18 protein-coding genes are annotated in these 23810 nt (G+C 61.1%); 10 read left to right on the top strand and 8 right to left on the bottom strand.

What is annotated here, in order from left to right:
• Nucleotides 1-23 precede the first annotated feature (23 nt).
• Nucleotides 24-704, bottom strand: coding sequence for a DUF2968 domain-containing protein (locus P7F28_RS22105; protein WP_277186857.1), 681 nt, complete (start codon nt 702-704; stop codon nt 24-26).
• A gap of 41 nt (nt 705-745) precedes the next feature.
• Nucleotides 746-1819: a hypothetical protein gene (locus P7F28_RS22100; RefSeq protein WP_277186854.1), complete on the bottom strand. Its 1074-nt coding sequence runs from the start codon at nt 1817-1819 to the stop codon at nt 746-748.
• A gap of 455 nt (nt 1820-2274) precedes the next feature.
• On the opposite strand from P7F28_RS22100, the gene P7F28_RS22095 reads away from it, so the two are divergent.
• Nucleotides 2275-3570 carry an MFS transporter gene (locus P7F28_RS22095; protein ID WP_277186852.1) on the top strand — a complete coding sequence of 432 codons (1296 nt, stop codon included), beginning with the start codon at nt 2275-2277 and terminating at the stop codon, nt 3568-3570.
• 49 nt (nt 3571-3619) lie between these two features.
• On the opposite strand, the gene P7F28_RS22090 is transcribed toward P7F28_RS22095, so the two are convergent.
• Complete coding sequence (locus P7F28_RS22090) at nt 3620-5473, bottom strand: tetratricopeptide repeat protein (protein WP_277186850.1); 1854 nt, start codon at nt 5471-5473, stop codon at nt 3620-3622.
• Nucleotides 5474-5585: 112 nt separating this feature from the next.
• On the opposite strand from P7F28_RS22090, the gene P7F28_RS22085 reads away from it, so the two are divergent.
• Genes P7F28_RS22085 through P7F28_RS22075 form a run of 3 tightly spaced genes read left to right on the top strand, consistent with a single transcriptional unit; the run spans nt 5586 to nt 8751 of the window.
• Nucleotides 5586-5933 (top strand): ArsR/SmtB family transcription factor, encoded by a 348-nt coding sequence (locus tag P7F28_RS22085; RefSeq protein WP_370467376.1) that lies wholly within the window; start codon nt 5586-5588, stop codon nt 5931-5933.
• Between the two features lie 16 nt (nt 5934-5949).
• The gene (locus P7F28_RS22080) at nt 5950-6951 is read left to right on the top strand and encodes a cation diffusion facilitator family transporter (RefSeq protein ID WP_277186847.1); all 1002 of its coding nucleotides are present in this window, start codon (nt 5950-5952) and stop codon (nt 6949-6951) included.
• 57 nt (nt 6952-7008) lie between these two features.
• Nucleotides 7009-8751, top strand: a complete 1743-nt coding sequence (locus P7F28_RS22075) for an FAD-dependent monooxygenase (protein ID WP_277186845.1) — start codon at nt 7009-7011, stop codon at nt 8749-8751.
• A gap of 1 nt (nt 8752) precedes the next feature.
• On the opposite strand, the gene P7F28_RS22070 is transcribed toward P7F28_RS22075, so the two are convergent.
• From P7F28_RS22070 to P7F28_RS22055, 4 genes are read right to left on the bottom strand one after another with little or no spacing between them, the layout of a single operon-like run.
• Nucleotides 8753-8989 (bottom strand): formate dehydrogenase subunit delta, encoded by a 237-nt coding sequence (locus tag P7F28_RS22070; protein WP_277186843.1) that lies wholly within the window; start codon nt 8987-8989, stop codon nt 8753-8755.
• 6 nt (nt 8990-8995) lie between these two features.
• Nucleotides 8996-11926, bottom strand: coding sequence for a formate dehydrogenase subunit alpha (gene fdhF, locus P7F28_RS22065; protein ID WP_277186841.1), 2931 nt, complete (start codon nt 11924-11926; stop codon nt 8996-8998).
• A gap of 15 nt (nt 11927-11941) precedes the next feature.
• Nucleotides 11942-13498 carry an NADH-quinone oxidoreductase subunit NuoF gene (locus P7F28_RS22060; protein ID WP_277186839.1) on the bottom strand — a complete coding sequence of 519 codons (1557 nt, stop codon included), beginning with the start codon at nt 13496-13498 and terminating at the stop codon, nt 11942-11944.
• Nucleotides 13495-13980, bottom strand: coding sequence for an NAD(P)H-dependent oxidoreductase subunit E (locus tag P7F28_RS22055; protein ID WP_277186838.1), 486 nt, complete (start codon nt 13978-13980; stop codon nt 13495-13497). The genes P7F28_RS22060 and P7F28_RS22055 overlap by 4 nt, the downstream gene beginning before the upstream one ends.
• Before the next feature lie 128 nt (nt 13981-14108).
• On the opposite strand from P7F28_RS22055, the gene P7F28_RS22050 reads away from it, so the two are divergent.
• The 3 genes from P7F28_RS22050 to P7F28_RS22040 all read left to right on the top strand — a co-directional run bounded on the left by P7F28_RS22050 (nt 14109) and on the right by P7F28_RS22040 (nt 17027).
• Nucleotides 14109-15179, top strand: a complete 1071-nt coding sequence (locus P7F28_RS22050; protein WP_277186886.1) for a substrate-binding domain-containing protein — start codon at nt 14109-14111, stop codon at nt 15177-15179.
• 137 nt (nt 15180-15316) lie between these two features.
• A complete protein-coding gene (locus P7F28_RS22045; protein WP_277186837.1) occupies nt 15317-15592 on the top strand; it encodes a hypothetical protein in 276 nt (91 codons plus the stop codon).
• A gap of 355 nt (nt 15593-15947) precedes the next feature.
• Nucleotides 15948-17027, top strand: a complete 1080-nt coding sequence (locus P7F28_RS22040) for a glycosyltransferase family 4 protein (RefSeq protein WP_277186835.1) — start codon at nt 15948-15950, stop codon at nt 17025-17027.
• Nucleotides 17028-17030: 3 nt separating this feature from the next.
• On the opposite strand, the gene P7F28_RS22035 is transcribed toward P7F28_RS22040, so the two are convergent.
• Nucleotides 17031-19463: a VCBS repeat-containing protein gene (locus P7F28_RS22035; protein ID WP_277186833.1), complete on the bottom strand. Its 2433-nt coding sequence runs from the start codon at nt 19461-19463 to the stop codon at nt 17031-17033.
• Between the two features lie 832 nt (nt 19464-20295).
• Here P7F28_RS22035 and P7F28_RS22030 point away from each other — a divergent pair.
• The 3 genes from P7F28_RS22030 to P7F28_RS22020 form a co-directional block, all read left to right on the top strand.
• Nucleotides 20296-20484 carry a hypothetical protein gene (locus P7F28_RS22030; protein WP_277186831.1) on the top strand — a complete coding sequence of 63 codons (189 nt, stop codon included), beginning with the start codon at nt 20296-20298 and terminating at the stop codon, nt 20482-20484.
• Nucleotides 20485-20486: 2 nt separating this feature from the next.
• A complete protein-coding gene (locus tag P7F28_RS22025; RefSeq protein WP_277186829.1) occupies nt 20487-23039 on the top strand; it encodes a DEAD/DEAH box helicase family protein in 2553 nt (850 codons plus the stop codon).
• A 49-nt stretch (nt 23040-23088) separates the two neighbouring features.
• A partial coding sequence (locus tag P7F28_RS22020; RefSeq protein WP_277186827.1) for a class I SAM-dependent DNA methyltransferase occupies nt 23089-23810 on the top strand: 722 nt, incomplete at its 3' end.

Below are 23810 nucleotides of genomic sequence, written 5' to 3'. Positions count from 1 at the left end.
CTCTCTGTTCGATGCGTGGAAGATCAACGCGCCGGCAGCAATCCCGCTTCGCTCTGACGCTGAAGCTGATCGACCTGCTGCTGCAACGCGCGCAACTTGCGTTCGGCTTCGGCCTTGTCGCTGGCCAGCGCGGTCGATTCCGCCTGCAACTTCTGCTGACGCTCCGACACTTGCGCGTCCTGCTGCTGCGCCAACGCCAGATCCGCCGACAACCGATTCGCCCGATTCGCCGACACCGCGATCACGCGATCCAGCAACGCAGTCTGCGCCTGCAGGCGCGTGCGGCGGATTTCGCCATCGGCGAGATCGAAACTCTTGCGCGCGAACTGCGCGTAGACCGATTCGGCGCGCATTTCGTCCTGCGTTTTCACCACGCGCCACAACTGCGTTTCCTGCGACAGCGCGACGTAGTACACCATCTCACGCGCGAGGAAATAGAGCCGCGCGCCGTAACTGCCGTTACGCGTCGTACGCAATTCGGTCAGGCTGCCGGCCTTGACCAGATCCTGCAATTCCGTGACGTTGCCCGATGTCGCGGGCGCGCTGCCCGGTCTGACATCGGATAAATCTTCGGCGCTGTACTGAGCGGGCTTGGTGTCAGCGGGTTTTGTATCGGCGAACGCGCTGGTCACGGACGCGAGCGCGCCGAAAACGGACAACGCGACGGCGAACGTCGCAAAACGGAGAAAACGTGCGTGCTTCATGGTGGCGTCGTGCCGAAAAGGTTGAACGATCTGACGATGCGTCATTTCGCGGAGGCATCCGATGTTCTGACGTTGCTGTCGAGCGTCGCGGAATGCTGGAGCATGTTGTAAAGCGCCATCGTGTCGATGGACGGATTGGGCTTCGGAGCCGAAGGCGCCGCGTCGGTCGAATTTGAGAGCGGGCGCGAAACCGTCGCGCGCGTCCGATGCGGCTTCGCGGGCATCTGATAATCGTCGGCGTCGGCTTGATATTGCGACTGCGGCACGCGCGGCGAATGCACGACCGATGTGCCGCCCGACTGCTTCTGAGCCTTCTGAACCTTCTGAACCGCCGAGACCTTGATCGGCTTGCCTGCGTTCGATGCCTTGACCAGCTGCTTCTTCGCGCGCGGCTCGATACGCTTCGCTTTCGGTGCGGGCGTTGCCACGACCGGCTTGACCCGATCGCTTACCACGATCGGCGACGCAGCCGTCACGACGCGCGGCGCGCTCGCTTCCGTTGACCGCGCCATCACAGCCGGTGCGTGTACAGCCGCTAAAGCAGGCGCGGGCGACGATGCGGGCGACGGTACAGCGGGCGCTTCGTCGTGCTTCGTGTCCATTTCAGCGTATGTCGCGGCAGGCGCCGCCGCTTCGGTTGAACCTGACCGATGCGATTCATACCCGACGATCATCCACGATATCAGTGCGGCGCAGGCTAACGCGATAGCCGTTTTGAGGAAGGCCGGCATGCGGCTTTCCGGCGTTGCCTGTTTTTCGACCGGTTCGTTGAAGGCCAGCTGAATCGGCTCGGTCTTCGGTGCGGCGGGCGGTTCTGCTGCAACGCCGCTTTTTATCTCCTCAATCACACGCAGCATCGACAAGCGCGCGGAATCATCGGCGAAAACGGCCCAGATACTTGCCGCGCGATACGACGAACCCGAACCCGACAACGTGATGGCTTCGACATATTCCGTCTGCATGTGCGCGCCGAACAAGGAAATTTCGGATTGCTTATGGGTGGCGCGTGAACGTGCGGCCGACCATTCATGACCATAGTTCGAGGACGGATCGGCGAGCGGGCGCAGCGACGGCAGGCGCAAAGTGCCTTCAACAACGATCAGCGGGTCGGTCATGGAGATTCCAAAAGCGTATGCAGACAAGTGCGCCGCACATGTCGGCAAGGGCGTCTGCCACGAAGGCGACTAGAAGTGACCCGCGATGATACGAAAGCGAATTGTTCCCGGCGACCAGACCTTTCCTAAAGTGGTATTCCTAGAGGATTGCTTATTGACACATACTCGGTTCCATGTTGAGGCAATCGGCCTTGTTCAGGAGCAACACTGAGCGCGCCAGAATTCGTCGCATCGATATGTAGGTTCAAAGATAGATGAATGTAAGCTGTTTTTAATGTTGGTTGAGCGATTTTGGCCGAAGTTACGTGCAGAGAAAGTGGCGCAGGCGTTAAGATTAAGCCTATCCGCTATTTACAAAAGCGTAACGCGTTAACCCTTATAAAAGCCCTGTGACGGCTTCGCACGCCGATTGCGCATCCACACGCGCCCCTTCAGTTAGATTTCGAGATAGTCCCATGTCCTCAGCTCATGTAGCACCGGCCAACGAGTCGAAATTCAAGACAGTCTTCCGCGTGGTCAGCGGAAACTTCCTCGAAATGTACGACTTCATGGTCTACGGCTATTACGCCTCCGCCATCGCCAAAACCTACTTTCCGAGCGGCAACGAATTCGCATCGCTGATGCTCGCGCTGTCGGTGTTCGGCGCGGGCTTCCTGATGCGACCCGTCGGCGCGATCGTGCTCGGCGCGTATATCGACCAACACGGGCGACGCAAGGGCCTGATTCTGACGCTGACCTTGATGGCGATCGGCACCGCGTGTGTCGCGCTCGTGCCGGGTTACGCGACCATCGGTGCGCTCGCGCCGATCATCGTGCTGGGCGGGCGGCTGCTGCAAGGGTTCTCGGCGGGCGTCGAGCTGGGCGGTGTATCGGTGTATTTGTCGGAAATTGCGACCAAGGGCAACAAGGGCTTTTATTGCTCGTGGCAGTCCGGCAGCCAGCAAGTGGCGGTGGTGTTCGCGGCACTGATCGGCGTCATCATGAATCAGGCGTTGCCCGCGGATCAGATGACCGCGTGGGGCTGGCGCGTGCCGTTCCTGATCGGCTGTCTGATCGTGCCGTTCCTGTTCATCATTCGCCGTTCGCTGCGTGAGACGGACGAGTTTCTTGCCAAGAAGCATCGTCCGAATATGGGCGAGATTGCGCGTTCGATCGCGCAGAACTGGGGCATCGTGGTGGCCGGCATGGGCATGGTGATCATGACGACGGTGTCGTTCTACATGATCACGGCCTACACGCCGACTTTCGGCAAGGAAGTGCTCAAACTCTCGTCGATCGACGCGCTCGTCGTGACGGTGTGCGTCGGTTTGTCGAATCTCGTGTGGCTGCCGGTGATGGGCGCGGTGTCGGACCGAATCGGGCGTCGGCCGGTGCTGCTGGTGTTCACCGTGCTCACCATTCTGACATCGTATCCGGCGGTGCAATGGCTGGTCGCGGAGCCGTCGTTCGCGCGTTTGCTGATGGTGGAACTGTGGCTCTCGTTCCTGTACGGCAGCTATAATGGCGCGATGGTCGTCGCGCTGACCGAAGTCATGCCGTCGAACGTGCGCACGACCGGTTTTTCGATGGCCTATAGTCTGGCGACGACCATCGGCGGTTTCACGCCGGCGATTTCGACGTATCTGATTCACGCAACCGGCAACAAGGCCGCGCCGGGGATCTGGATGGGACTTGCCGCGATCTGCGGGTTGATCGCGACGCTGGTGCTGTATCGCTCGCCGGAGGCGCGTAATCAGTACAAGACGGCTTGAGCTTCCCTCAACGTTTTGAGAAAAACCCTCGCTCGATGCGAGGGTTTTTTTATGCCTCGCGCAACGCCGACGTCACCGCATCTATCACGCCCGCCCATTCGCCCGGCGCACGCTGACGCGCGAGTCGCGCCTTCGGATACCACGGCGTGCGGTCCGTATCGATACACCAGCGCCAGTCCGCAGCGAACGGCAGCATCACCCAAAGCGGCTTGCCGAGCGCGCCGGCCAGATGCGCGACCGACGTATCCACGGACACAATCGCATCCAGCCGATCCACGATCGCGGCGGTATCGGCGAAATTGTCCAGCCGTCCTTCCAGGCGATGAATCGACTTCGCGCGCGGCTGTTTGAGCAGGACATCGCGCTCGTGATCGGTGAGGATCGGCTGCAACACCATCCAGTCGATTCCCTCCAGCGCGAACAGCGGCGCGAGCGCTTCGACCGGCACCGAGCGCGTTTCGCCCGGCTGCAAACGTCCCGACCAGGTGATGCCGATCTTGCGCCGCTCCTGCCCGCCGATCGAACCACGCCATTTCCGTCGATATTCCGCCGGCACGACGAGATAGGGCGTGCGCGCCGGAATCGCATCCGCCGATGAAATGCCGAGCGCGTGCGGCAAGCTCAGCAGCGGACAGAACGCCTCCGCCTGCATGCGTACGCCGTCGCTCTTGCTCTTCACTTCGATACGCGCGGCGTGCGCGGCGGGCGCGATCAGCGGCACCATCGACGGTTGCACTTCGAGGATCAGCGTGCCGACGCGCTTTTTCGCGTAAGCGGCGAAGCGCACGAATTGCAGCGTATCGCCGAAGCCTTGTTCGGCGCGTACGACGAGCGTGCCTTCGGGCATCGGCTCGCCATTCCAGCGCGGCAGCGATGGCGCGGGTTCGCTTCCCGCCGTCTGCAAGCGCCATTCATACGCAGGCAGCCCGCGCGCGTAATCGCCGAGCGCAAGGAGCGCGAGCGCACGATTCAGATGCGCGGCGGGCATATCGGGATCGAGACGCAAGGCCTGATCGAACGCGCGCACAGCCGCCTGATGTTTCGATACCGCCAGATGCGAGTTGCCCAGACACAGCCACGCGACGCCGTATTTCGGATCGAGACCGACGGCGCGCTCGAAATGGCGCACGGCTTCATCGTGTTGGCCGAGTTTGGCGAGCGCGTGGCCGACGCCGAAGTGCGCCGGCGCAAAACGCGGCTGCAACGCGATGGCTTTTTCCAGCGGCGGCAGCGCGTCTTTCGGATGCCCGTGCGCATCGGGCAGATTGCCGAGATTGAAGTGCGCGGCAGCGTATTTCGGCTCGACTTCGATCGCCGCGCGAAAGTGGCCGATCGCGCCGAGCGTATCGCCGATGGCGTTGAGCGCCATGCCGAGGTTGTTGTGCGCGCCCGCGTGATCCGGACGAATCGATAGCGCGCGTCGGAATGCGGCGCTGGCTTCCTCGTACTTTTTCAGCGAGGACAGTGCGTTGCCGAAGTTGTTCCACGCGGCGGCATCGTTAGGCTGGGCGCGCAGGGCTTTTTCGAAGGCATCGGCGGCGTCTTCGTGACGGCCGATCAGCGAGTACGCATTGCCGAGGTTGTACTGCGCCAACGGAAAGCCGGGCGCGAGCGTGAGCGCATTGCGAAACCGCTCGATGGCGTCATCGATACGGCCGAGCGCTTTGAGCGCGTTGCCGAGATTGAGCTGCAAACCGGCGTCGGTCGGACGCAGATCGACGGCGCGGCGCACGAGTTCGGCCGCCTCCGCGTGCTGGCCTTGCTGATGGCGCAGCACGCCGAGGTAGTGGAGCGCATCGACGTGACGGGGTTCGGCGGCGAGCGCGGCCTGATAGTCGCGTTCCGCCTCGGATAAGCGGCCGTCACGATGGGCCGCGAAACCGCGGGCAAAAACAGTGTCCATGACGGGAAAATTCTGCAAAACCCCCGCATTTTCCCACACTCGCTCCGGCGGATTGGCGATTCGAGGTTGACTTGTTGCCCGCATGGTACTTAACATATGAACACCTATTCATATGTTTGCCGATATAACCGTGTCATCTCCTGTCTCTATAACGTCCGATGACCGCGTCGTGCCGCTCGCGGATCTGTTCCGTCTGCTCGGCGATCCCACGCGGCTGCGTATCGTGCTGGCGTGCGTCGAACAGAAGCGCGCGGTCGGGGCGATCGCGGAGGCGCTCGGGCTGTCGGCGTCGCTGGTGAGCCATCACTTGCGGCTGCTGCGCGCGGCGCGCATCGTGCGGGCGGAGCGGCAGGGCAAGCAGGTGTTTTACGTGGCGGCGGATCGACATATCAGCGGCATGCTCGGCGAATTGCTGGAGCACGTCGCGGAGCCGCAGCCGGACGCAACGGATATCGACTGAATCACGAGCCACGCCGATGAGCACGCATACGCATTCACACGACGACCACAAGCACGATCACGATCACGATCAAAAGCATGACCACGGCCACGATCACGATCACGGTTCGGGCGGTCATCATCATCACCACGCGCCGCGTGAAGGGCAGGGGCGCACGTTCGCGCTGGCGGTCGGGCTGAACGTGGTGATTGTCGTGATGCAGGCGGTCTATGGCTTCCTCGCGCATTCCACCGCGCTGCTCGCCGATGCAGGCCACAATCTTTCCGATGTACTCGGTCTTCTGCTCGCGTGGGCGGCGGTCTGGCTCGGCACGCGTCAACCGAGCGCGCGATACACATTCGGGCTGGGCAGCTCGTCGATTCTCGCGTCGCTGGCCAATGCCGCGCTGCTGCTGTTCGCGTGCGGCGCGATCGTGCTCGAAGCCATTCAACGTCTGCTCAATCCCGCGCCGGTCGCGGGACTCGACGTGTTCATCGTTGCGACGGTCGGCATGATCGTCAACGGCTTCTCGGCGTGGCTTTTCATGCGCGGCAGCAAGGAAGACCTCAACGTGCGCGGCGCATTCATGCACATGGCCGCCGATGCCGCCATTTCCGCCGCCGTCGCGGTAAGCGGTCTCATCATCCTGTTCACCGGCTGGAGCTGGCTCGATCCGCTGATGAGCCTGATCGTGGTATCGGTAATCGTGTGGGGCACGTGGGGACTCGGCCGCGACGCCATGCGCCTGGCGATGAGCGCGGTGCCGCCGGGCATCGACATGGAGCGGATTCGCGCTTATCTGGCCGCGCTGCCCGGCGTCGGCGATGTGCACGATCTGCACGTGTGGGCGCTATCCACCACGGAGAACGCGCTGACCGTGCATCTGGTGATGCCCGAAGGCCATCCCGGCGACGGCTTCGTGCAAGACGTGGTCGAAACCCTGCGCGCGAACTACGCGATGCATCACGCGACCGTGCAGGTGGAGTTCGGCATGTCGTGCCACGCGTGCGTGCTGAACGAGCGCGGGCACGTCCACTAAGCTTCGAAACAATCGACCGGCGTACACTAGGTGGCGTGACGTTTCAAGGAGGACCGCATGTTCGCGCCCAAGCTGAACCCGAACCAGCCGAACGAACGGCTCGATGTCGCGCCCGTGCTGATCGTCGGTGCGGGACCGACCGGGCTCGCCGCCGCGATGAGTCTGTCGCGCGCACACATTCCGGTCCGGCTGATCGATAAGGCGCGCGAGCCTTCGCGATACTCACGCGCCATCGGCATTCAGGCGCGCACGCTGGAACTCTTCGAGCAGCATCGCATCGTCAAGCCGTTTCTGGAGCTTGGGCACCGCGCGCGCGTGGCGAATCTTTATTCGAACGGGCAGCGTCTGGCGCGGCTCGATTTCGATCCCTTGCAGACGCGTTATCCGTATCTGCTCTTTCTCGATCAATCGCAGACCGAGCGCATTCTCACCGACCATCTCGTCAGCTTCGATGTGCGTATCGAACGCGGTGTCGAACTGATCGATCTCACGCAGGGTTCCGCAGGCGTTCAGGCTACATTGCGCGATGCCACGGGACACGAAGAACTGCTGCGGCCATCGTATGTAATCGCGGCGGATGGCGCGCACAGCTTCGTGCGGCATCGGCTGGAAGTCGGGTTCGACGGCAAGACCTTCGAGCAAACCTTTCTTCTCGCCGATGTGCAAGCCGACTCCGATTGGCCCGAAGACGAGTTCCACATCTTCGCGTCCGGCGAAGGTCTCGCCGCGCTGTTCCCAATGGGCAATGACCGCGCGCGTCTGATCGCCGATCTGTCTGCGCCGGCGGCAAGTGCGGCGCAAGGCAAGAGCGGCCCGAGTATCGAGGAATGCAGAGCGTTGGTGGAGCGGCGCGTGCATCATCGCGTGACGCTGTCGGATCTGACGTGGTCGTCGTACTTTCGGCTGAATGCGCGCATGGTGGATCGGCTGCGCAAAGATCGCGTGTTTCTTGCGGGCGATGCCGCGCACGTTCACAGTCCCGCTGGCGCGCAGGGCATGAACACGGGCATTCAGGAAGCGCTCAATCTCGGCTGGAAAATCGCGCGGATGCTGGCGGGCGGCGCGCCGGATCGGCTGCTGGATACTTATCACACGGAACGGCATCCGATCGAACGCGACGTGTTGCGTCAGTCGAGCATGCTGATGCAAATGGCCGGCGCGGAACACGGTCCGATGAAGCTGATGCGCGATCACGTGATGCCCGCGCTCGCCGCAATCGGTCCATTGCGCGATGCAATGCGCCGCACCGTCAGCGAGTTATCGATCAACTATCGCAAGAGCCCGCTCACGCTGGAGCGTCTGCTCGATGGCGGTCCGCGCGCGGGCGAACGAGCGCCGGATGCGCGCGTACACGTGATCGACGGGCCGCTTGGGCGTCTACCCGGCGTCGGCTGTCTCTACGATCTGCACGATCCCTGCTGCTTCTCGTTGTTCCTGCTGGTGAGTCCGACCGGCGAGGACGATATCGCGTTGGCGCCCGCGACCATCACGCTCGCGCACGCGGTCAGCGGCGATCCCGACCTGGACGGTCTCGCCCAATCCATCGCCGAAATTTTCACCGATGCCGTGCGCATCTGGCGCATCACCGATACGCGCGGCGAAGGCGCAAACTCGCTCACGGACAACTACGGCCGCACGCGCCCCGCGTTCTATCTCGTGCGTCCCGATGGCTATATCGCTGCACGCGGACGCGCGCCATCGGACGTGCACGCGCTGCTGCGGCATTGCGAGCTATGGTTCGGCGCGCCGGATGCCGAAGCCGAGCGGCAGGCATCCGAGCGCGAGTATCGCGAGGATTAAGTCAAGCGGTAGCCTTAGGCATCAAATCAGCGCGATGCTTGGTCAACGCCTCGCGCACGATCGGTTCCATGCCTGAGCCCTCATCATCCAAAGCGCCCAGAATGGCGAGCCTCATCCGAGGCTCCCAGAAGCGGTGGATATGATCCGCCACGCCATCGACGGCTTCTTCGTGATCCGGCATCGAATCGAAAAATTCGCCGATGCGGTTCGCCATCTCGATCAGATTATCGACGTCCATCTTCCCTTACTTCCCCGAGTTGGTCGATGCAAGATCGCGCATATTGAGCAGTTCGAGCTGCTGCGTATTGAAGCGCGAATATTCCTTCTGCCACTGTGACGGCTGCTCGACCGGCATCACCTGAACCGCCGTCACCTTGTACTCGGGACAATTGGTCGCCCAGTCGGAAGAGTCCGTGGTAATGACGTTCGCGCCCGATTCCGGAAAGTGGAAGGTCGTATAAACCACGCCCGGCTGCATGCGCTCCGAAATCTGCGCGCGCAACACGGTCTGTCCCGCGCGCGATTCGATGCCAACCCAATCGTCTTGTCGAATGCCGCGATCTTCCGCATCGACCGGATGGATTTCGAGGCGATCTTCATCGTGCCACTGCGAGTTCTCCGTGCGACGCGTCTGCGCGCCGACGTTGTACTGCGACAGAATGCGCCCCGTCGTCAGCAACAGCGGATACTTGCGCGTGACCTTTTCCGGCGTCGCCACGAACTTGGTGATGACGAAGCGCCCCTTGCCGCGCACGAACTCATCGATATGCATGGTCGGCGTGCCATCCGGCGCGCGTTCGTTACACGGCCACTGAATGCTGCCGAGTTCATCGAGCCGTTCGTACGACACGCCGTGGAACGTCGGCGTGAGACGCGCGATCTCGTCCATGATCTGCGACGGATGCGTGTAGTTCATCTGATAACCGAGCGCGGCGGCGAGCTTGATCGTCACTTCCCAGTCGGAATAACCGGCGAGCGGCGGCATGACCTTGCGCACGCGCGAAATGCGGCGTTCGGCGTTGGTGAACGTGCCGTCCTTTTCCAGGAAAGTCGAGCCGGGCAGCAGCACATGCGCGTACTTCGCGGTCTCGTTCAGGAAGATATCCTGCACGACGATACATTCCATCGACGACAAGGCATCGGCGACGTGCTGCGTGTTCGGATCGGACTGAACGATGTCTTCGCCTTGGCAATACAAGCCCATGAACGTGCCATGTGCGGCGGCATCGAACATATTGGGAATGCGCAGGCCCGGTTCGGGCTGAAGCTTCACGTTCCATGCTTCTTCGAACAGCGCGCGCGTGGCGGCATCGCTGATATGGCGATACCCCGGCAACTCGTGCGGGAACGAGCCCATATCGCACGAGCCTTGCACGTTGTTCTGGCCGCGCAACGGATTCACGCCCACGCCTTCGCGGCCGATATTGCCCGTCGCCATCGCCAGATTGGCGATGCCCATCACCGTGGTCGAGCCTTGCGCGTGTTCGGTGACGCCGAGGCCGTAGTAAATCGCGCCATTGCCGCCGAGCGCGTAAATGCGCGCGGCTTCGCGGACCTTTTGCGCGGGCACGCCGGTGACGGCTTCCATCGCTTCCGGCGAATTCTCTTCCTTCGATACGAAATCGCGCCATTGTTCGAACGCGCGCGGCTCGCATCGCTCAGCGATGAAATCGTCCTTCATCAGGCCTTCGGTGACGATCACATGCGCGAGCGAATTGACCATCGCCACGTTCGTGCCCGGACGCAATTGCAGATGATGCGACGCCTTCACGTGCGGGTTATCGACGATATCGATACGGCGCGGATCGACCACGATCAGTTGCGCGCCTTCGCGCACGCGGCGCTTCAGACGCGAGCCGAACACCGGATGGCCATCGGTCGGATTCGCACCGATCACGACGATCACGTCCGACTGTTCCACCGATGCAAACGTCTGCGTTCCCGCCGATTCACCGAGCGTCGTCTTCAGGCCGTAACCGGTCGGCGAATGGCAGACGCGCGCGCAGGTATCGACGTTGTTGTTGCCGAATGCAGCGCGCACGAGCTTCTGCACCAGATACGTTTCTTCGTTCGTACAACGCGACGACGTGATGCCGCCGATCGAATCGCGCCCGTACTTGTCCTGAATGCGGCGGAACTCGCTGGCTGCGTAGTTGAGCGCTTCTTCCCACGAGACTTCGCGCCACGGATCGGTGATCTTGGCGCGGATCATCGGCTTGGTGATGCGGTCCTTGTGCGTGGCATAACCCCACGCGAAGCGGCCTTTCACACACGCATGTCCTTCGTTCGCCTGACCATTTTTATTCGGCGTCATGCGTACGACGGTTTTGCCTTTCATCTCCGCCTTCAGCGAGCAGCCGACGCCGCAATATGCGCACGTCGTGATCGCGGAATGTTCGGCCTGACCGAGCATGATGACGGTCTTCTCTTGCAGCGTCGCGGTCGGGCACGCAGCGACGCACGCGCCGCACGACACGCATTCGCTTTCCATGAAAGGCACATTTTCGCTTGCCGCCACACGCGATTCGAAACCACGTCCCGCGATGGTCAGCGCGAACGTGCCTTGCGTTTCTTCGCACGCCCGCACACATCGATTGCAGACGATGCACTTCGACGGATCGTAGGTGAAGTACGGATTCGATTCGTCCTTCTTGTCCTTCAGATGATTCGCGCCTTCGTAGCCGTATCGCACTTCGCGCAAGCCGACCACGCCCGCCATGTCCTGCAATTCGCAATCGCCATTGGCGGGGCAGGTGAGGCAATCGAGCGGGTGATCGGAGATGTACAGCTCCATCACGTTCTTGCGCAGCGATTGCAGCTTGTCGCTTTGCGTGCGGACTTTCATGCCCGCTTCGACCGGCGTCGTACACGATGCCGGATAGCCGCGCTTGCCTTCGATCTCGACGAGACACAGGCGGCACGAACCCCAAGGCTCTAAAGAATCCGTCGCGCAGAGCTTCGGCACGTTGACGCCCGCTTCGATCGCCGCGCGCATCACCGACGTGCCCGCAGGTACGGTCACGCTTTCACCGTCGATCTCCAGCGTCACATCGATATCCGCATGACGCAGCGGCGTGCCGTAGTCGGTTTCATCGAACGGATCGCGGCGCTGGACGGACGCCGCGCTCTTGCACGCGCAATTGCCGGAGCCGCAGCCGTTGTTGGTGTTGGACATGTTCGTCTCCTTTTCTTACGCCGCCTTCTGTGCGGGCGTGCGGGGCAATCCGAAATCTTCAGGGAAGTGGTCGAGCGCGGACATCACCGGGAACGGCGTCATGCCGCCCATCGCGCAGAGCGAGCCGGACACCATCGTGTCGCACAGTTCGCGCAGCAAGGTGATTTGCCTGACCGATGTATCGCCGTCGCGAATCTTCGCGATTACTTCCTCGCCGCGCGTCGAACCGATGCGGCACGGCGTGCACTTGCCGCACGATTCGAGCGCGCAGAAGTGCATCGCGTATTGAGCGAGTTCGGCGAGATTGGACGTATCGTCGTGAATCACCAGACCGCCGTGACCGACCACCGCGCCGACCTTCGCGTATTCCTCGTAATCGAGCGGAATATCCCACTGGCTTTCCGGCAGATACGTGCCGAGAGGACCGCCCACTTGCACCGCGCGCGCGGGACGGCCGCTTGCCGTGCCGCCGCCGTATTCATAGATCAACTCACGCAGCGTGACGCCGAACGCGAGTTCGACCAGACCGCCTTGCTTCACATTGCCCGCGATCTGAAATGGCAGCGTGCCGCGCGAACGTCCCATGCCGTAGTCGCGATAGAACGCCGCGCCCTTGGCGAAGATGATCGGCACGGTCGCCAGCGTAATCACATTGTTGATGACCGTCGGCTTGCCATACAAACCGACCAGCGCCGGAACCGGCGGCTTGGCGCGCACGATGCCGCGCTTGCCTTCGAGCGATTCGAGCAGCGCCGTTTCCTCGCCGCACACGTACGCGCCCGCGCCCTTGGCCACATACAACTCGAACGCATGCGATGAACCCAGCACGCTCGCGCCGAGCCAGCCCGCATCGCGCGCTTTATCGATGGCGCGATTCAGCGTGGCGATAGCGTGCGGATACTCGCTGCGCACGTAGATATAGCCCTTCGTTGCGCCAACCGTCACGCCCGCGATGATCATGCCTTCGATCAACATGTACGGATCGCTTTCCATCACCAGCCGATCCGAGAACGTGCCGGAATCGCCTTCATCGGCATTGCAGACGATGTACTTCTGATCGGCCAGCGCGCCACGTACCGTCTTCCATTTGATGCCGGCGGGGAAGGCCGCGCCGCCGCGTCCGCGCAGACCGGAATCGGTGAGGGCGGTGACGACTGCATCGCCATTCATATCGAGCACGTTGCGCAGGCCTTGAAGGCCGCCGAGCGCGATGTAATCGTCGATAGAAAGCGGGTCCGTAATGCCAATGCGCGCGAACGTCAGCCGTTGCTGCTTCTTCAGATACGCGATCTCATCGACGATGCCGACGTTTTTCGCGTGCGCTTTGCCTTCGTGGAAACCTGCATCGAATAACTGAGCGACGTCTTCCGCCTCAACATTCGAATATCCGATGCGGCCATCCGCCGTTTCCACTTCGACCAGCGGTTCGAGATAGAACAAGCCGCGCGAGCCGTTACGCACGATCTGCACGTCGATACCGCGCTTCTGCGCTTCATCCGCAATCGCGATGGCGACGTCTTCAGCGCCCAGCGCGAGCGCGGCGGAATCGATGGGGACGTAGATGCGCGTCATGCCGTCACCTCCGTTTTTTCGCGAGCCGCCGCGTACAGGCGATCGAACTTGACGGGCGTGACGCGTGCATGCAGTTCGCCGTTGATCATCATCGCGGGCGAGAGCGCGCATTGCCCGAGACAGAACACGGATTCGAGTTCGGTGTCTTCGGCATGACCGCTATCGAACGTGCAATGCGTATGCGACTCGATGTGATCCTTCAGCGCTTCCGTGCCCATGCTGCGGCACGCTTCCGCGCGGCACAACTGCACGGTCACATGCGCGGGCGGCGCGGAACGGAAGTGATGGTAGTAGGTGATGACGCCGTGCACTTCGGCACGCGACAAGGACAGCGTACGCGCGAGCGGCGCGATCGCCGTTTCCGGCACGTAGCCGATTTCGTCCTGAATGGCATGCAGGATGGTCATCAGCGTCGCGCCTTGAACAGCGTGACGGCGAACCAGTTCTTCGGCTGCGGCAGCATTCGGCTGCGGATGTGTCATGGGGATGTCTCCACGCCCGGCATATGTTTTAGCGATACATATTTAAGTCGATATAATGAAAGGTGCCGGGCCTTTAAAAGAACAATAGGCGTGGTGATATATCTTGGCAATAGGAAGGGGAGATGCATATGGTGGAGATCGAATGCCGCGCCGAGCTGGTCCTGAAGGACGCGGATGGCCGGGAAACCAGTCTCAGTGCGGTTGTGCCGCTTTTGCAGCTCGTCGCTCAGACGGGAAGCATCGCGAATGCCGCGAGCGCTAAGGGTTTGTCCTATCGGCACGCGTGGGGTTTGTTGCGCGAAATCGAGGAGCGGCTGGGCGGCGCGTTGATCATGAAATCGCGCGGGCGCGGCTCGGTGTTGTCGGAATTGGGCGAGGCGGTGCTGCGCGCGGAACGTGTCAGCAACGAGCGGCTCGAATCGCCATTGCAGGCCGTCGCCAACGATATTTCCGGCGAGTTGAATCGGCGACTCGCGGGCGCGGCGACGCAAGTGCGCATTCACGCATCGCACGGTTATGCGGTCGCCACGCTCGTGCGGGCGTTGGGCGAGCAGCGCGTGCCGGTGGATATCAAATATCGGGAAAGCGCCGAAGCGGTGAGTGCGCTGGCGCGCGGCGAGTGCGAACTGGCCGGTTTCCACTTGCCGGTCGGCCCGTTTCGTTCGATTTGCGCGGAGATCTATCGCCCGTATCTCGATCCGGACAAGCATCAGCTCATTCACCTCACGCGGCGCACGCAGGGCTTGTTCTTGCCGAAGGGCAATCCGAAGGGCATCGAAGGATTGCGCGATCTGGCGCGCGGCGATGTGCGCTTTGTGAATCGGCAGCCCGGATCGGGCACGCGCATGTTGCTCGATTTGTCGTTGCGCAGCGTGGGTGTCGATCCCGATCAGATCAACGGTTACGCAACCACCGAACTGACGCATTCGGCAATCGCGGCCTTCGTCGCCAGCGGCATGGCCGACCTCGGTTTCGGCGTGCAGCCTGCCGCGCAACACTTCGCGCTGGACTTCATTCCGATTGTCGATGAGGATTATTTCTTCGCCTGCGAACGGGCGCGCCTGGACGAAGCGCGGCTTGCCTCCGTGTTGCGGATACTGCGCAGCGCCACGTTCAACGACAGCGTTGCGCATCTGGAAGGCTACGATCCGGCGAGTTGCGGCTCGCTTGTGGATATCGAAGACGGCTTGAACGGCTGAGCCGAAACGCGCCGTAATCCAGCGCAATCGGAAATAGCCAGCAAATTCTGTCGATGGAACCGATATGCGCTAACCTAGCGGCTTGCCGTCCGGTTCCACTTTGCTTGAGATGCGGCCTCGCCGCACGAAATACCGCCATGAAATTCACGCTGCTCGCTTCCGTTTCCGCCGCGCTTATCGCCAGCGCCGCTTGTCTGGTTCCCGTCGCCTTCGCTCAAAATTCGCCGGGCGTACCGGGCGGCGTGCTTCAGGACGAATTCCGCCTGAACGAACATCCGCAGATGCAGTTCGCGGCTTCGGCGCCGTCCGACAAATATCAGAAGGGCACCTCGGCCATGCGCCGCAAAGCCGACAACGGTGATCCCAACGGCTGCAATCTGAAGTGCCCGAACTTCAATTCGAACTCCAACTGATTTTCTTCACCGCCGGCCGAAGGTCTCTCGCCGGCGGATCGACCTCGTCTTTCGTCACCCTTTCGTCGCTCATGTGCGCGATGCCACGTTTCGCTTTCTTCGCTTTCGCCTCCGACCGAAAAACACTACGAGATGGCGTGCGTTTGATATGAAGTCAGGAGTAACTTAACGTGGCGTGTCATCGATGGTAATTTCTGGTGAGCACGCGCCAACTAGATCGATAAACAGAAAAACAGGGAGTGTGCCGTGTCTCGAATGGCGAGAGACATCGTGAGGCGAACGGCAACGGGGACCACGTATCGGGCAGAACGGGTGGCCGCCGTAGACACTTCGGAATAGCCGAGGGACTGCACAGATGCGAATTCTCCAGGTCATACTGACGCCGCGATTATCCGGGGCGGAAGTACTTGCGAAGGGCGTCGCGATAGGACATCAAAATGGCGGCCACGATGTCTGCATCGCGTCATTGGAGCCCGAACATGACGATTTCACCCACATCAGCGCGGAGTTGCGCGCGCATAACGTAACCTGCCTGTTCCCCACGCGGAGCATGGGCAAGCTCGGGCGTCTGCTGTTTCTGCATCGCGCGATCCGCAGCTTCAGGCCGGACATCATCTTCGCGCACGCGACCATTCCCGCGCTCTACGTGCGCGCCTTGCCGACGCGCGTGCCGATCGTCTGGGTCATGCACTCCGGCGCCAACGACTTCGCCAATCGCGCGTTGCTGCGCGCCGAGCGTCTGCTGTCGAGCCGCGCGAAGGCGGTGATCGGCGTGTCGCAGGGCAATATCGACAACTATGTGAAGGAAGTCGGCTCGCATCCGTCGATGATCGTCGTGCCGAATGGCGTGGACGTGTCGAGCTTCGCTCACGACGACGCCATGCCGCCCGTGCCCGCCGTGCGCAAGCAGATCGTGCAGATTGGCCGATACATTCCCGAGAAGAATCAGTTGCAGACGGTCGAAGCGTTCGCGTACGTGGCGCGCGCCGAGCCGGAAGCGCGTTTGCTGCTGTGCGGTGTGATCGAAAATCTCGCGTATCACGCGGCGGTGGTCGAGCGCGTGGCGCAGTTGGGCTTACAGGATCGCGTGCAGATTCAGGGACCGCGCAACGACGTCGCGCAGATTCTGCGTGCATCGACCGTGTTCGCGATGCCGTCGAGCTTCGAGGCGCACAGCATCAGCTTTCTGGAGGCGCTGGCGTCAGGCATTCCAGTGGTGGCGAGCGCGATTTCATCGTTCGCGTTCGCCGCGAATTTCCCGAGCGTGCAATTGCTCGATACCAGCGATATCGACGCCTACGGCCGCGCCTTGCTCGAAGCGCTGACGCAGCCGCGCACCACGCGTCCGCTGCATGGTCTGACGCTGCAAAGCACGGCGGATCGCTATCTGGCGATCGCGCGGGATGTGCTGAATCTGCGCGTCAAACTTAGCTGAAGCTTACTTCGTCCAGTAGGCAAGCGACTTCATCCACAACGACTCGGAGAACAAGCCGGGCAGATCGCCCCAGATCTGCACCGGTCCGAGTTCGTACGACGCATTCACGTCATAGCCGACGATGCTCGGCGCGCCACCCGTGTAGTAGAACTCTTCGAGCAAGGCGTTCGCGCGCTTGAACAGCAGCAGCGTGGCTGCGCTTTCGTGACTCTCGCGTTCGTTGCGGCGGATCAGCGCGGGCATCGAATCGGCGTACGAGACGTTGGCGAGCGTCGCGCTTTCCTTCGGCGGGCCGAAGACCTTGCCGCCTTTCATCGTGAAGACGCGCGTGGCGGTGGCGTCGCCTTGCGGCGCGAGCACGAGCAAATCGTCGATACCGTCACCGTCGATGTCGCCCGACACGACTTTCACGTTCGCCGCCCGCAACTGCGGATACACGTTGGTCCGATAGCTCGCCGTGAACGCGCCATCCGTGCTGGCGAACTGCGACAAGGCCAGCGCGCCATCGACATCTTCGATCGCGAGCAGCCCGGCATGCGCCGAACCTTCGATGCGCGCGGGCATGAAGCGCGCACCCGCATCGAGCTTGCGCGCGTCGAGCCAGAGCGCGGGCGCGTTGCCGGTCGCGCCGTGCGATGTCAGCACCCACAGGTCCAGACCCGCGTCCTTGCGCTTCTGCGCGATCATCACGCCGGCGCGGCCGCTGCCGTTGAAATCCGCCGCGACGTATTGCTGGGCGATATCCGGCGTCCATTGCGCGCTCGTCTGATACCACAGGCGCGGCGCTTCGAAGTGCGTGCCCGCGCTCTTCATCAGCCAGAACGCGGTGCCGCCTTCGCGCGGCGTCACGACCATCAGATCGGCGCGGCCGTCGCCATCGAAATCGCCGAGCAGGAAGCGGGCGCTGTCGAAGCACAGCGAGTCTTTCTGGCACGTGGGCGCGGTGGCTTTCGGATCGAACGGCACGGCATTCAGGTACCACGGCGACGCCTGATCGAAGCGCGACATTTCCGCGACCCAGACGTTGAATCCCGGCCCGTCCTTGCGACGCTGCACGTAGACCGTACTGTCGCGTCCGGTGCCTTTGACGTCGCCATAGAGCGCGCCTTCGCGGCGCGTATCCGTCCACACCGTATTCGTCGATGGCGACCAGCGGTACTGCGCGGTCAGCATCGAGCATCGGCTGGCGACGAGCGCGCCGTCCTTCTCACCGAGACAGTGATTGAGCGGCGTGTAGACGAAGCCGAAGTCCCACGGCGTCCAGCGTTGCGACGGTATCGTCGGATTGCATTCTTCCTCGACCAGCCCCGAATCCTTTTCCGCGATACACGCTTTCGTCGCGGCGTTCACGAGCAAGGCGTCGTTCTTCTCGCCGGGCGCGGCGGGAAGTTGCTGCCAGTACCAGTTCTGCTGCGGCGTCTTTGTGCAGGCGGCGAGGTCCGGCGCCTTGCCCGCACCGCCCGATGTCATGCAGCGGCTCGAATACTCGTTGACGAGTTGCATCGGATGCGGCTGGAACTCCGCGCCGGAATCGTTCGATTGCGCCATGCTGTAGTAGCGGCGCGCGACCCAGTTGCCGTCCCACATGTATTCGCCGAACACGTGGCCGGAATCGTTGCCATCGACGGCGAAGTAGCTGCCGACGATATCGCGCTTGCGCTGCGTCTGGTTGGCGTCGAGATTCTGCGGCAGCCCGCCGGTCGGATAAGTGATGTGGAACCCGATCGGCTCACTGCGATGCAAACTCTGCGCGACCATCCGCGTGATGCGCGCGGCGAGAATGTGATCCGGATGCTCCATGAATGCGACCGTATCCGGATTCAGCGTATAGATTTCCGTCGATGGCGTGAGGATCGCGCGCAAGGTCGCGATCAGTTGCGCGCGGTTGTAGGTGGTCGCGCCGGTTCCATCGGAATGGAGCGGATACGTCGAGAGCGTCTGACCGCGTTCCCAGAGCAAGCCGAGCGGCACTTTGCCGCCGCGCACCGCGCCGCCCGGCAATCGCAATTCCAGCAGCCTCACGCGCGGCTGTTGCCTGAGCACAAGCTGATGCACGGGCTTGCCGGCGAACATCACGGTGGATTCATCCCACTGGTTCGGCACGCCCGCCATGCGCGCATAGGCGAGCTTGGTGCCGGTTTCGCGCAACACGACGTAATCGAACTTCGCGCCGTTTGCCCCGCCGATCAGATGCACGGTGGTCACGCACCAGCCGGCGTCGAGCTTGTCGCTGATACCGGGATTCACGAACAGCAGGTCATCATCCAGATGCGCGACCACGGTGATGAGCGTCCCGGCGCGGCAATCGGGCGCAGGCGTGGGCGAGGGCGAGGGCGTGGCAGCATGCGCGGCGTGAGAGATGAGCAGGGCGGACATCGCCCAGAAAAGTGATAACCACGCACCCGCAAACCACGGCTTCGACGCGCTTCTCTGCATGCTCTCCCCGAAGGCGCGTGTCCGTGCGCCAGCCCATAAGAATAAAGCAGAAGATTGCCGTGCCGATATGTCTGCGGTCGGTGCCCGAGCGAACACGCACGAGATGCCTGACGCGCGTGAAAGGTAATCATCTCAGCGGCCGAGTTGTTGACTGTAGGCAGTCAAATTCAGACCGCTCCGATTCGGCGGGCAATCAACTCCACCTATTCTTCGACATGTAGCTGCGGTCGTCTCTGCCGCAGTTGCGTCTCTCAAGGATGTTTGCCCCGCCTCGCGCGGGGCTTTTTTTTGTGCTTTTCAAAGTGAAGCCGAAGCGCGCCGGAGCTTGACCAAACGCGCGCGCAAAACAAAAAACCCGCGCCGTTTTCACGTTCGCGGGTTTTCCAAAGGGTTGGTGGAGGCGTCCACATAAAGAATCAACCTCTTCTAACAGTGGAAAGGGCTTGCGGGACTTGGTGTTTTTTTGTACCCCCAAAAGTACCCTTCCAAGTGCATTGTGCTCAACCTTAGTCGTGGCATCGGACGTTGTTCCCGCGCCCCCAAAATCGCCCCGCAGCTCTTGCCCGGAATTTCGACGTCTGAAAGAGCTCAATGGTCGGCTCTTGGCCCACCGAAGCGTCAAACCTCGGAAGTACTACAGCGCGGCGCATCAGGCGGGCGGTAAAACTTGCGTCCAGTACGCACCGAGGCAGACTTTTCCCTACTGTATCGCAAACCTTTCTACGCGCAGATGTGAAATTACCTGCAGCGAGGACGGCGCGGTATAACTTTGCATTGCGCAAACACATGCAAAGGCAGTACATTCGCGTGCCACCATTGACGAGATGCCGCCATGTCACGCGTGAAGGACGAAACCCTCTCCATCCGGACCTCCGCCGAGATTAAGCAGCTTTTGCGCTTGGCGGCGGATCGCGAGCGCCGTTCGGTGGCGTCGATGATCGAAATCCTGGTGCTGGAATACGCCCGAGCGCACAACCTTAAGCTGGATCGTCGAGATGAAACAGTTAAGGGAGGTGCCTGAGCATGGCGAATGCAAAAGAAGCGCAAGCACGCATCAAGATCAACACGTTGCTGGAGTCTGCTGGCTGGCGGTTCTTTGACGATGCCAAGGGCAAGGCTAATGTGGCCCTGGAGCCGAACGTCAAGTTGAGCCAGGATCAGATCAACGATCTAGGCGAGAACTTCGAGTCCACAAAGAACGGCTATGTCGATTTTCTGCTTCTCGATGAGAAGAGCTTCCCTCTGGTCGTTCTGGAGGCCAAGTCTGAGGACAAGAATCCGCTTGTTGGCAAAGAGCAGGCACGTAAGTACGCCAAGTCGCTGAATTGCCGCTTTGTGATTCTTTCGAACGGCAACCTGCACTACTTCTGGGACCTGCAGCAAGGCAATCCACACGTCATCACGGCCTTCCCAACGCCCGGTTCTTTAAAGAGCTATCAAAAGTTCGAGCCCGACCAAAAACGCTTGATCACCGAGACGGTCGGTCGCGACTATATCGTCCAGACTCAACTGCCTGGCTACGAGAAGGAAGCCGGTTGGATCAATGCTGACGAGCGCCCTGCTTTCGTCGCCAAGAACAAGCTCCGGCTTCTGCGGGACTACCAGAAGAGGGCGCTTAATGCGATCCAAGATGCGGTCGCAGAGGGCTCAACACGTTTCCTGTTTGAGATGGCAACGGGCACTGGCAAGACGCTCACGTCTGCTGCTGTCATCAAGCTTTTCCTTCGCACTGGCAACGCACGACGCGTGCTGTTCCTGGTGGATCGACTTGAGCTCGAAGACCAAGCTGCAAAAGCGTTCAAGAACTATCTGAAGAACGACTACGCGACGGTCATTTACAAAGAGCACCGCGACGACTGGCGCAAGACGGAGATTGTTGTCACCACGGTGCAGTCGCTGTCATTCAACAACAAGTACAAGCGCCTGTTCTCACCGACTGACTTCGACCTGGTCATTTCAGACGAAGCCCACCGATCCATTGGCGGCAATGCCCGTGCGGTCTTCGAGTACTTCGTTGGGTACAAGCTTGGCCTGACGGCTACACCGCGCGATTACCTGAAGAGCTTTGACGCGAGCAAGGCCACCACCCGCGACCCGCGCGAGCAGGAGCGCCGCCTCCTTCTGGATACCTACCGCACGTTCGGTTGCGAATCCGGGCAACCGACCTTCCGTTACTCGCTGCTAGATGGCGTCAAGGATGGCGTCTTAATCAACCCTGTGGTGGTTGATGCGCGTACCGACATTACCACCAAGCTTCTGTCCGAGCAGGGCTATGCTGTGATCGCTTCCATCGGCGAAAACGGCCAACAAGAACAGAGCTTTGTTTCCAAGGACTTCGAGAAGAAGTTCTTCTCCAAAGCGACCAACGAGCTGTTCTGCCAGACCTTCATCAGGAACGGCTTGCGCGATCCTGTAACCGGCGAGTTCGGCAAAGGTCTGGTGTTTGCAGTCAGCCAGCACCACGCCGCCAAGCTCACCCAGATCTTGAATGAGCTGGCGGACGTGCTTTGGCTCGGCAAGTACCAGTCAGACTTTGCGGTGCAGGTCACGTCCAACGTGGCGGATGCACAGCAGTACACCATCAACTTCACCAACAACAACCTGTTGGGCTCGGCCAACTTCAATCCCTTGTACAAGACCAGCAAGGCACGTGTCTGCGTCACCGTGGGCATGATGACCACAGGGTACGACTGTCCAGACATCTTGAACCTGGCGTTGATGCGCCCTGTGTACTCGCCGTCCGATTTCGTCCAGATCAAGGGACGCGGTACGCGCAAGCACAACTTCCTTGAGCAGTTGTTCGATGACGATCTGATACCGCTTATCAACGACTCTGAGAAGGCACGCTTCAAATTCTTCGACTTCTTCGCGAACTGCGAGTACTTCGAGGAAAAGTTTGACTACGACGAGGTTCTGAAGCTCCCTGCCCTAGGTGTTGAGGGTCAAGGACAGGGTGGTGGGCCGCCGCCACCGGTTCTTTCTGGCATGCATGAGCATACAGGCGCCGATGCCATGCACCACGTAGCGGAGCAGCAGATCGGCTACGAAGGCATGAAGATTGACCGGATGTTCTTCGAGAAATTCGTGGATCAGGTCAAAGCCGACTCAACGCTTCAGCAGCAAGTCGAAAACGAGCAATGGGGACAGGCAATTGACTATGTCGCCAGCCAGCTGTTCGACAAACCCAACGAGTACTTCAACCTCGAGAAGCTGCGCCGCGCAGCCGGAGTGGATCGACGGCTGAGCCTAAAGGAAATCCTGCAAAAAATCTTCGGCCTGATCCCGTACTTCAAGAGCAAGGACGAGCTGCTTGAGGATGAATTCCAAGAGTTCCTGCTCGCCAACCAGAGCAAGCTGGCTGAAGATCAGGGCACTGCAGTCGTGGCCATGAAGTACTTCTTCAAGGCATATGCCACCGATGCAGCACTGCGGGCCATCATCGACGATAAGCGCTTCGGCGAACTGAACGTGAACCCGGCCTTTGGCGTAGGCGACCTGCGCGCTGTGCCACCCGAATGGCGCGACGGCATCCCCGAGTACGTCAAAGACTACGTACCGCTGAACCAATTCATGTAAGACATTTTCAAGGCTGCGCTAAGCGGTCGAGAGAGCAGAACACAACACCATGCTGGATACCGATACCAAACGCCGAATCGATTCTTGCCGCGACATCCTCGTCGGCAAGGTGCCGGACCCCAAGAGTCAGGTCGAGCAGATCACCATCGCCCTGATCTTTAAGTTCATGGACGACATGGACGTCCAGTCCGAGGAGTTCGGCGGCAAGCGCAGTTTCTTTGTCAACGGCTTTGAGAAATACAGCTGGAGCAAACTGCTGGCGCCCAGCATGGGCGGCCAGGACACGCTGAACCTCTACTCCGAAGGCATCGGCAAGATGACCGAGAACACGCATCTGCCCGCGCTGTTCCGAGACATTTTCAAGAACGCCTACCTGCCGTACCGCGACCCAGAAACGCTTAAGGCGTTTCTGAAGGAAATCGATGCGTTCTCCTATGACCATTCGGAAAGACTGGGCGACGCTTTCGAATACCTATTGTCGGTGCTGGGCAGCCAGGGCGATGCGGGCCAATTCCGTACGCCGCGACATATCATTGACCTCATCGTCCGGATTATCAATCCGCAAAAGCACGAACGCATCCTAGATCCCGCCTGCGGCACGGCTGGCTTCCTGGTGTCGGCCTGGAAATACATCTTGGACCAGAACAAAGGACACAAGCCGGGTGCCAAGCTCACGCCGGACCAACGCAACAAGTTGGCCGCAAACATCCATGGTTATGACATTTCACCGGACATGGTGCGCCTGTCACTGGTGAATCTATACCTACACGG

The organism is Caballeronia sp. BR00000012568055 (assembly GCF_029439455.1).
GTDB lineage: Bacteria > Pseudomonadota > Gammaproteobacteria > Burkholderiales > Burkholderiaceae > Caballeronia.
This window is presented reverse-complemented; position numbering and strand designations above follow the sequence as displayed.

Excerpts from the sequence above, each read along its gene's own strand:
- P7F28_RS22055 (WP_277186838.1), bottom strand. The coding sequence starts at position 13,980 with ATGACACATCCGCAGCCGAATGCTGCCGCAGCCGAAGAACTGGTTCGC.
- fdhF (WP_277186841.1), bottom strand. The coding sequence starts at position 11,926 with ATGTCCAACACCAACAACGGCTGCGGCTCCGGCAATTGCGCGTGCAAG.
- P7F28_RS22045 (WP_277186837.1), top strand. The coding sequence starts at position 15,317 with ATGAAATTCACGCTGCTCGCTTCCGTTTCCGCCGCGCTTATCGCCAGC.
- P7F28_RS22025 (WP_277186829.1), top strand. The coding sequence starts at position 20,487 with ATGGCGAATGCAAAAGAAGCGCAAGCACGCATCAAGATCAACACGTTG.
- P7F28_RS22085 (WP_370467376.1), top strand. The coding sequence starts at position 5,586 with ATGTTTGCCGATATAACCGTGTCATCTCCTGTCTCTATAACGTCCGAT.
- P7F28_RS22050 (WP_277186886.1), top strand. The coding sequence starts at position 14,109 with ATGGTGGAGATCGAATGCCGCGCCGAGCTGGTCCTGAAGGACGCGGAT.
- P7F28_RS22030 (WP_277186831.1), top strand. The coding sequence starts at position 20,296 with ATGTCACGCGTGAAGGACGAAACCCTCTCCATCCGGACCTCCGCCGAG.
- P7F28_RS22040 (WP_277186835.1), top strand. The coding sequence starts at position 15,948 with ATGCGAATTCTCCAGGTCATACTGACGCCGCGATTATCCGGGGCGGAA.
- P7F28_RS22070 (WP_277186843.1), bottom strand. The coding sequence starts at position 8,989 with ATGGACGTCGATAATCTGATCGAGATGGCGAACCGCATCGGCGAATTT.
- P7F28_RS22095 (WP_277186852.1), top strand. The coding sequence starts at position 2,275 with ATGTCCTCAGCTCATGTAGCACCGGCCAACGAGTCGAAATTCAAGACA.
- P7F28_RS22080 (WP_277186847.1), top strand. The coding sequence starts at position 5,950 with ATGAGCACGCATACGCATTCACACGACGACCACAAGCACGATCACGAT.
- P7F28_RS22105 (WP_277186857.1), bottom strand. The coding sequence starts at position 704 with ATGAAGCACGCACGTTTTCTCCGTTTTGCGACGTTCGCCGTCGCGTTG.
- P7F28_RS22060 (WP_277186839.1), bottom strand. The coding sequence starts at position 13,498 with ATGACGCGCATCTACGTCCCCATCGATTCCGCCGCGCTCGCGCTGGGC.
- P7F28_RS22035 (WP_277186833.1), bottom strand. The coding sequence starts at position 19,463 with ATGCAGAGAAGCGCGTCGAAGCCGTGGTTTGCGGGTGCGTGGTTATCA.
- P7F28_RS22100 (WP_277186854.1), bottom strand. The coding sequence starts at position 1,819 with ATGACCGACCCGCTGATCGTTGTTGAAGGCACTTTGCGCCTGCCGTCG.
- P7F28_RS22075 (WP_277186845.1), top strand. The coding sequence starts at position 7,009 with ATGTTCGCGCCCAAGCTGAACCCGAACCAGCCGAACGAACGGCTCGAT.
- P7F28_RS22090 (WP_277186850.1), bottom strand. The coding sequence starts at position 5,473 with ATGGACACTGTTTTTGCCCGCGGTTTCGCGGCCCATCGTGACGGCCGC.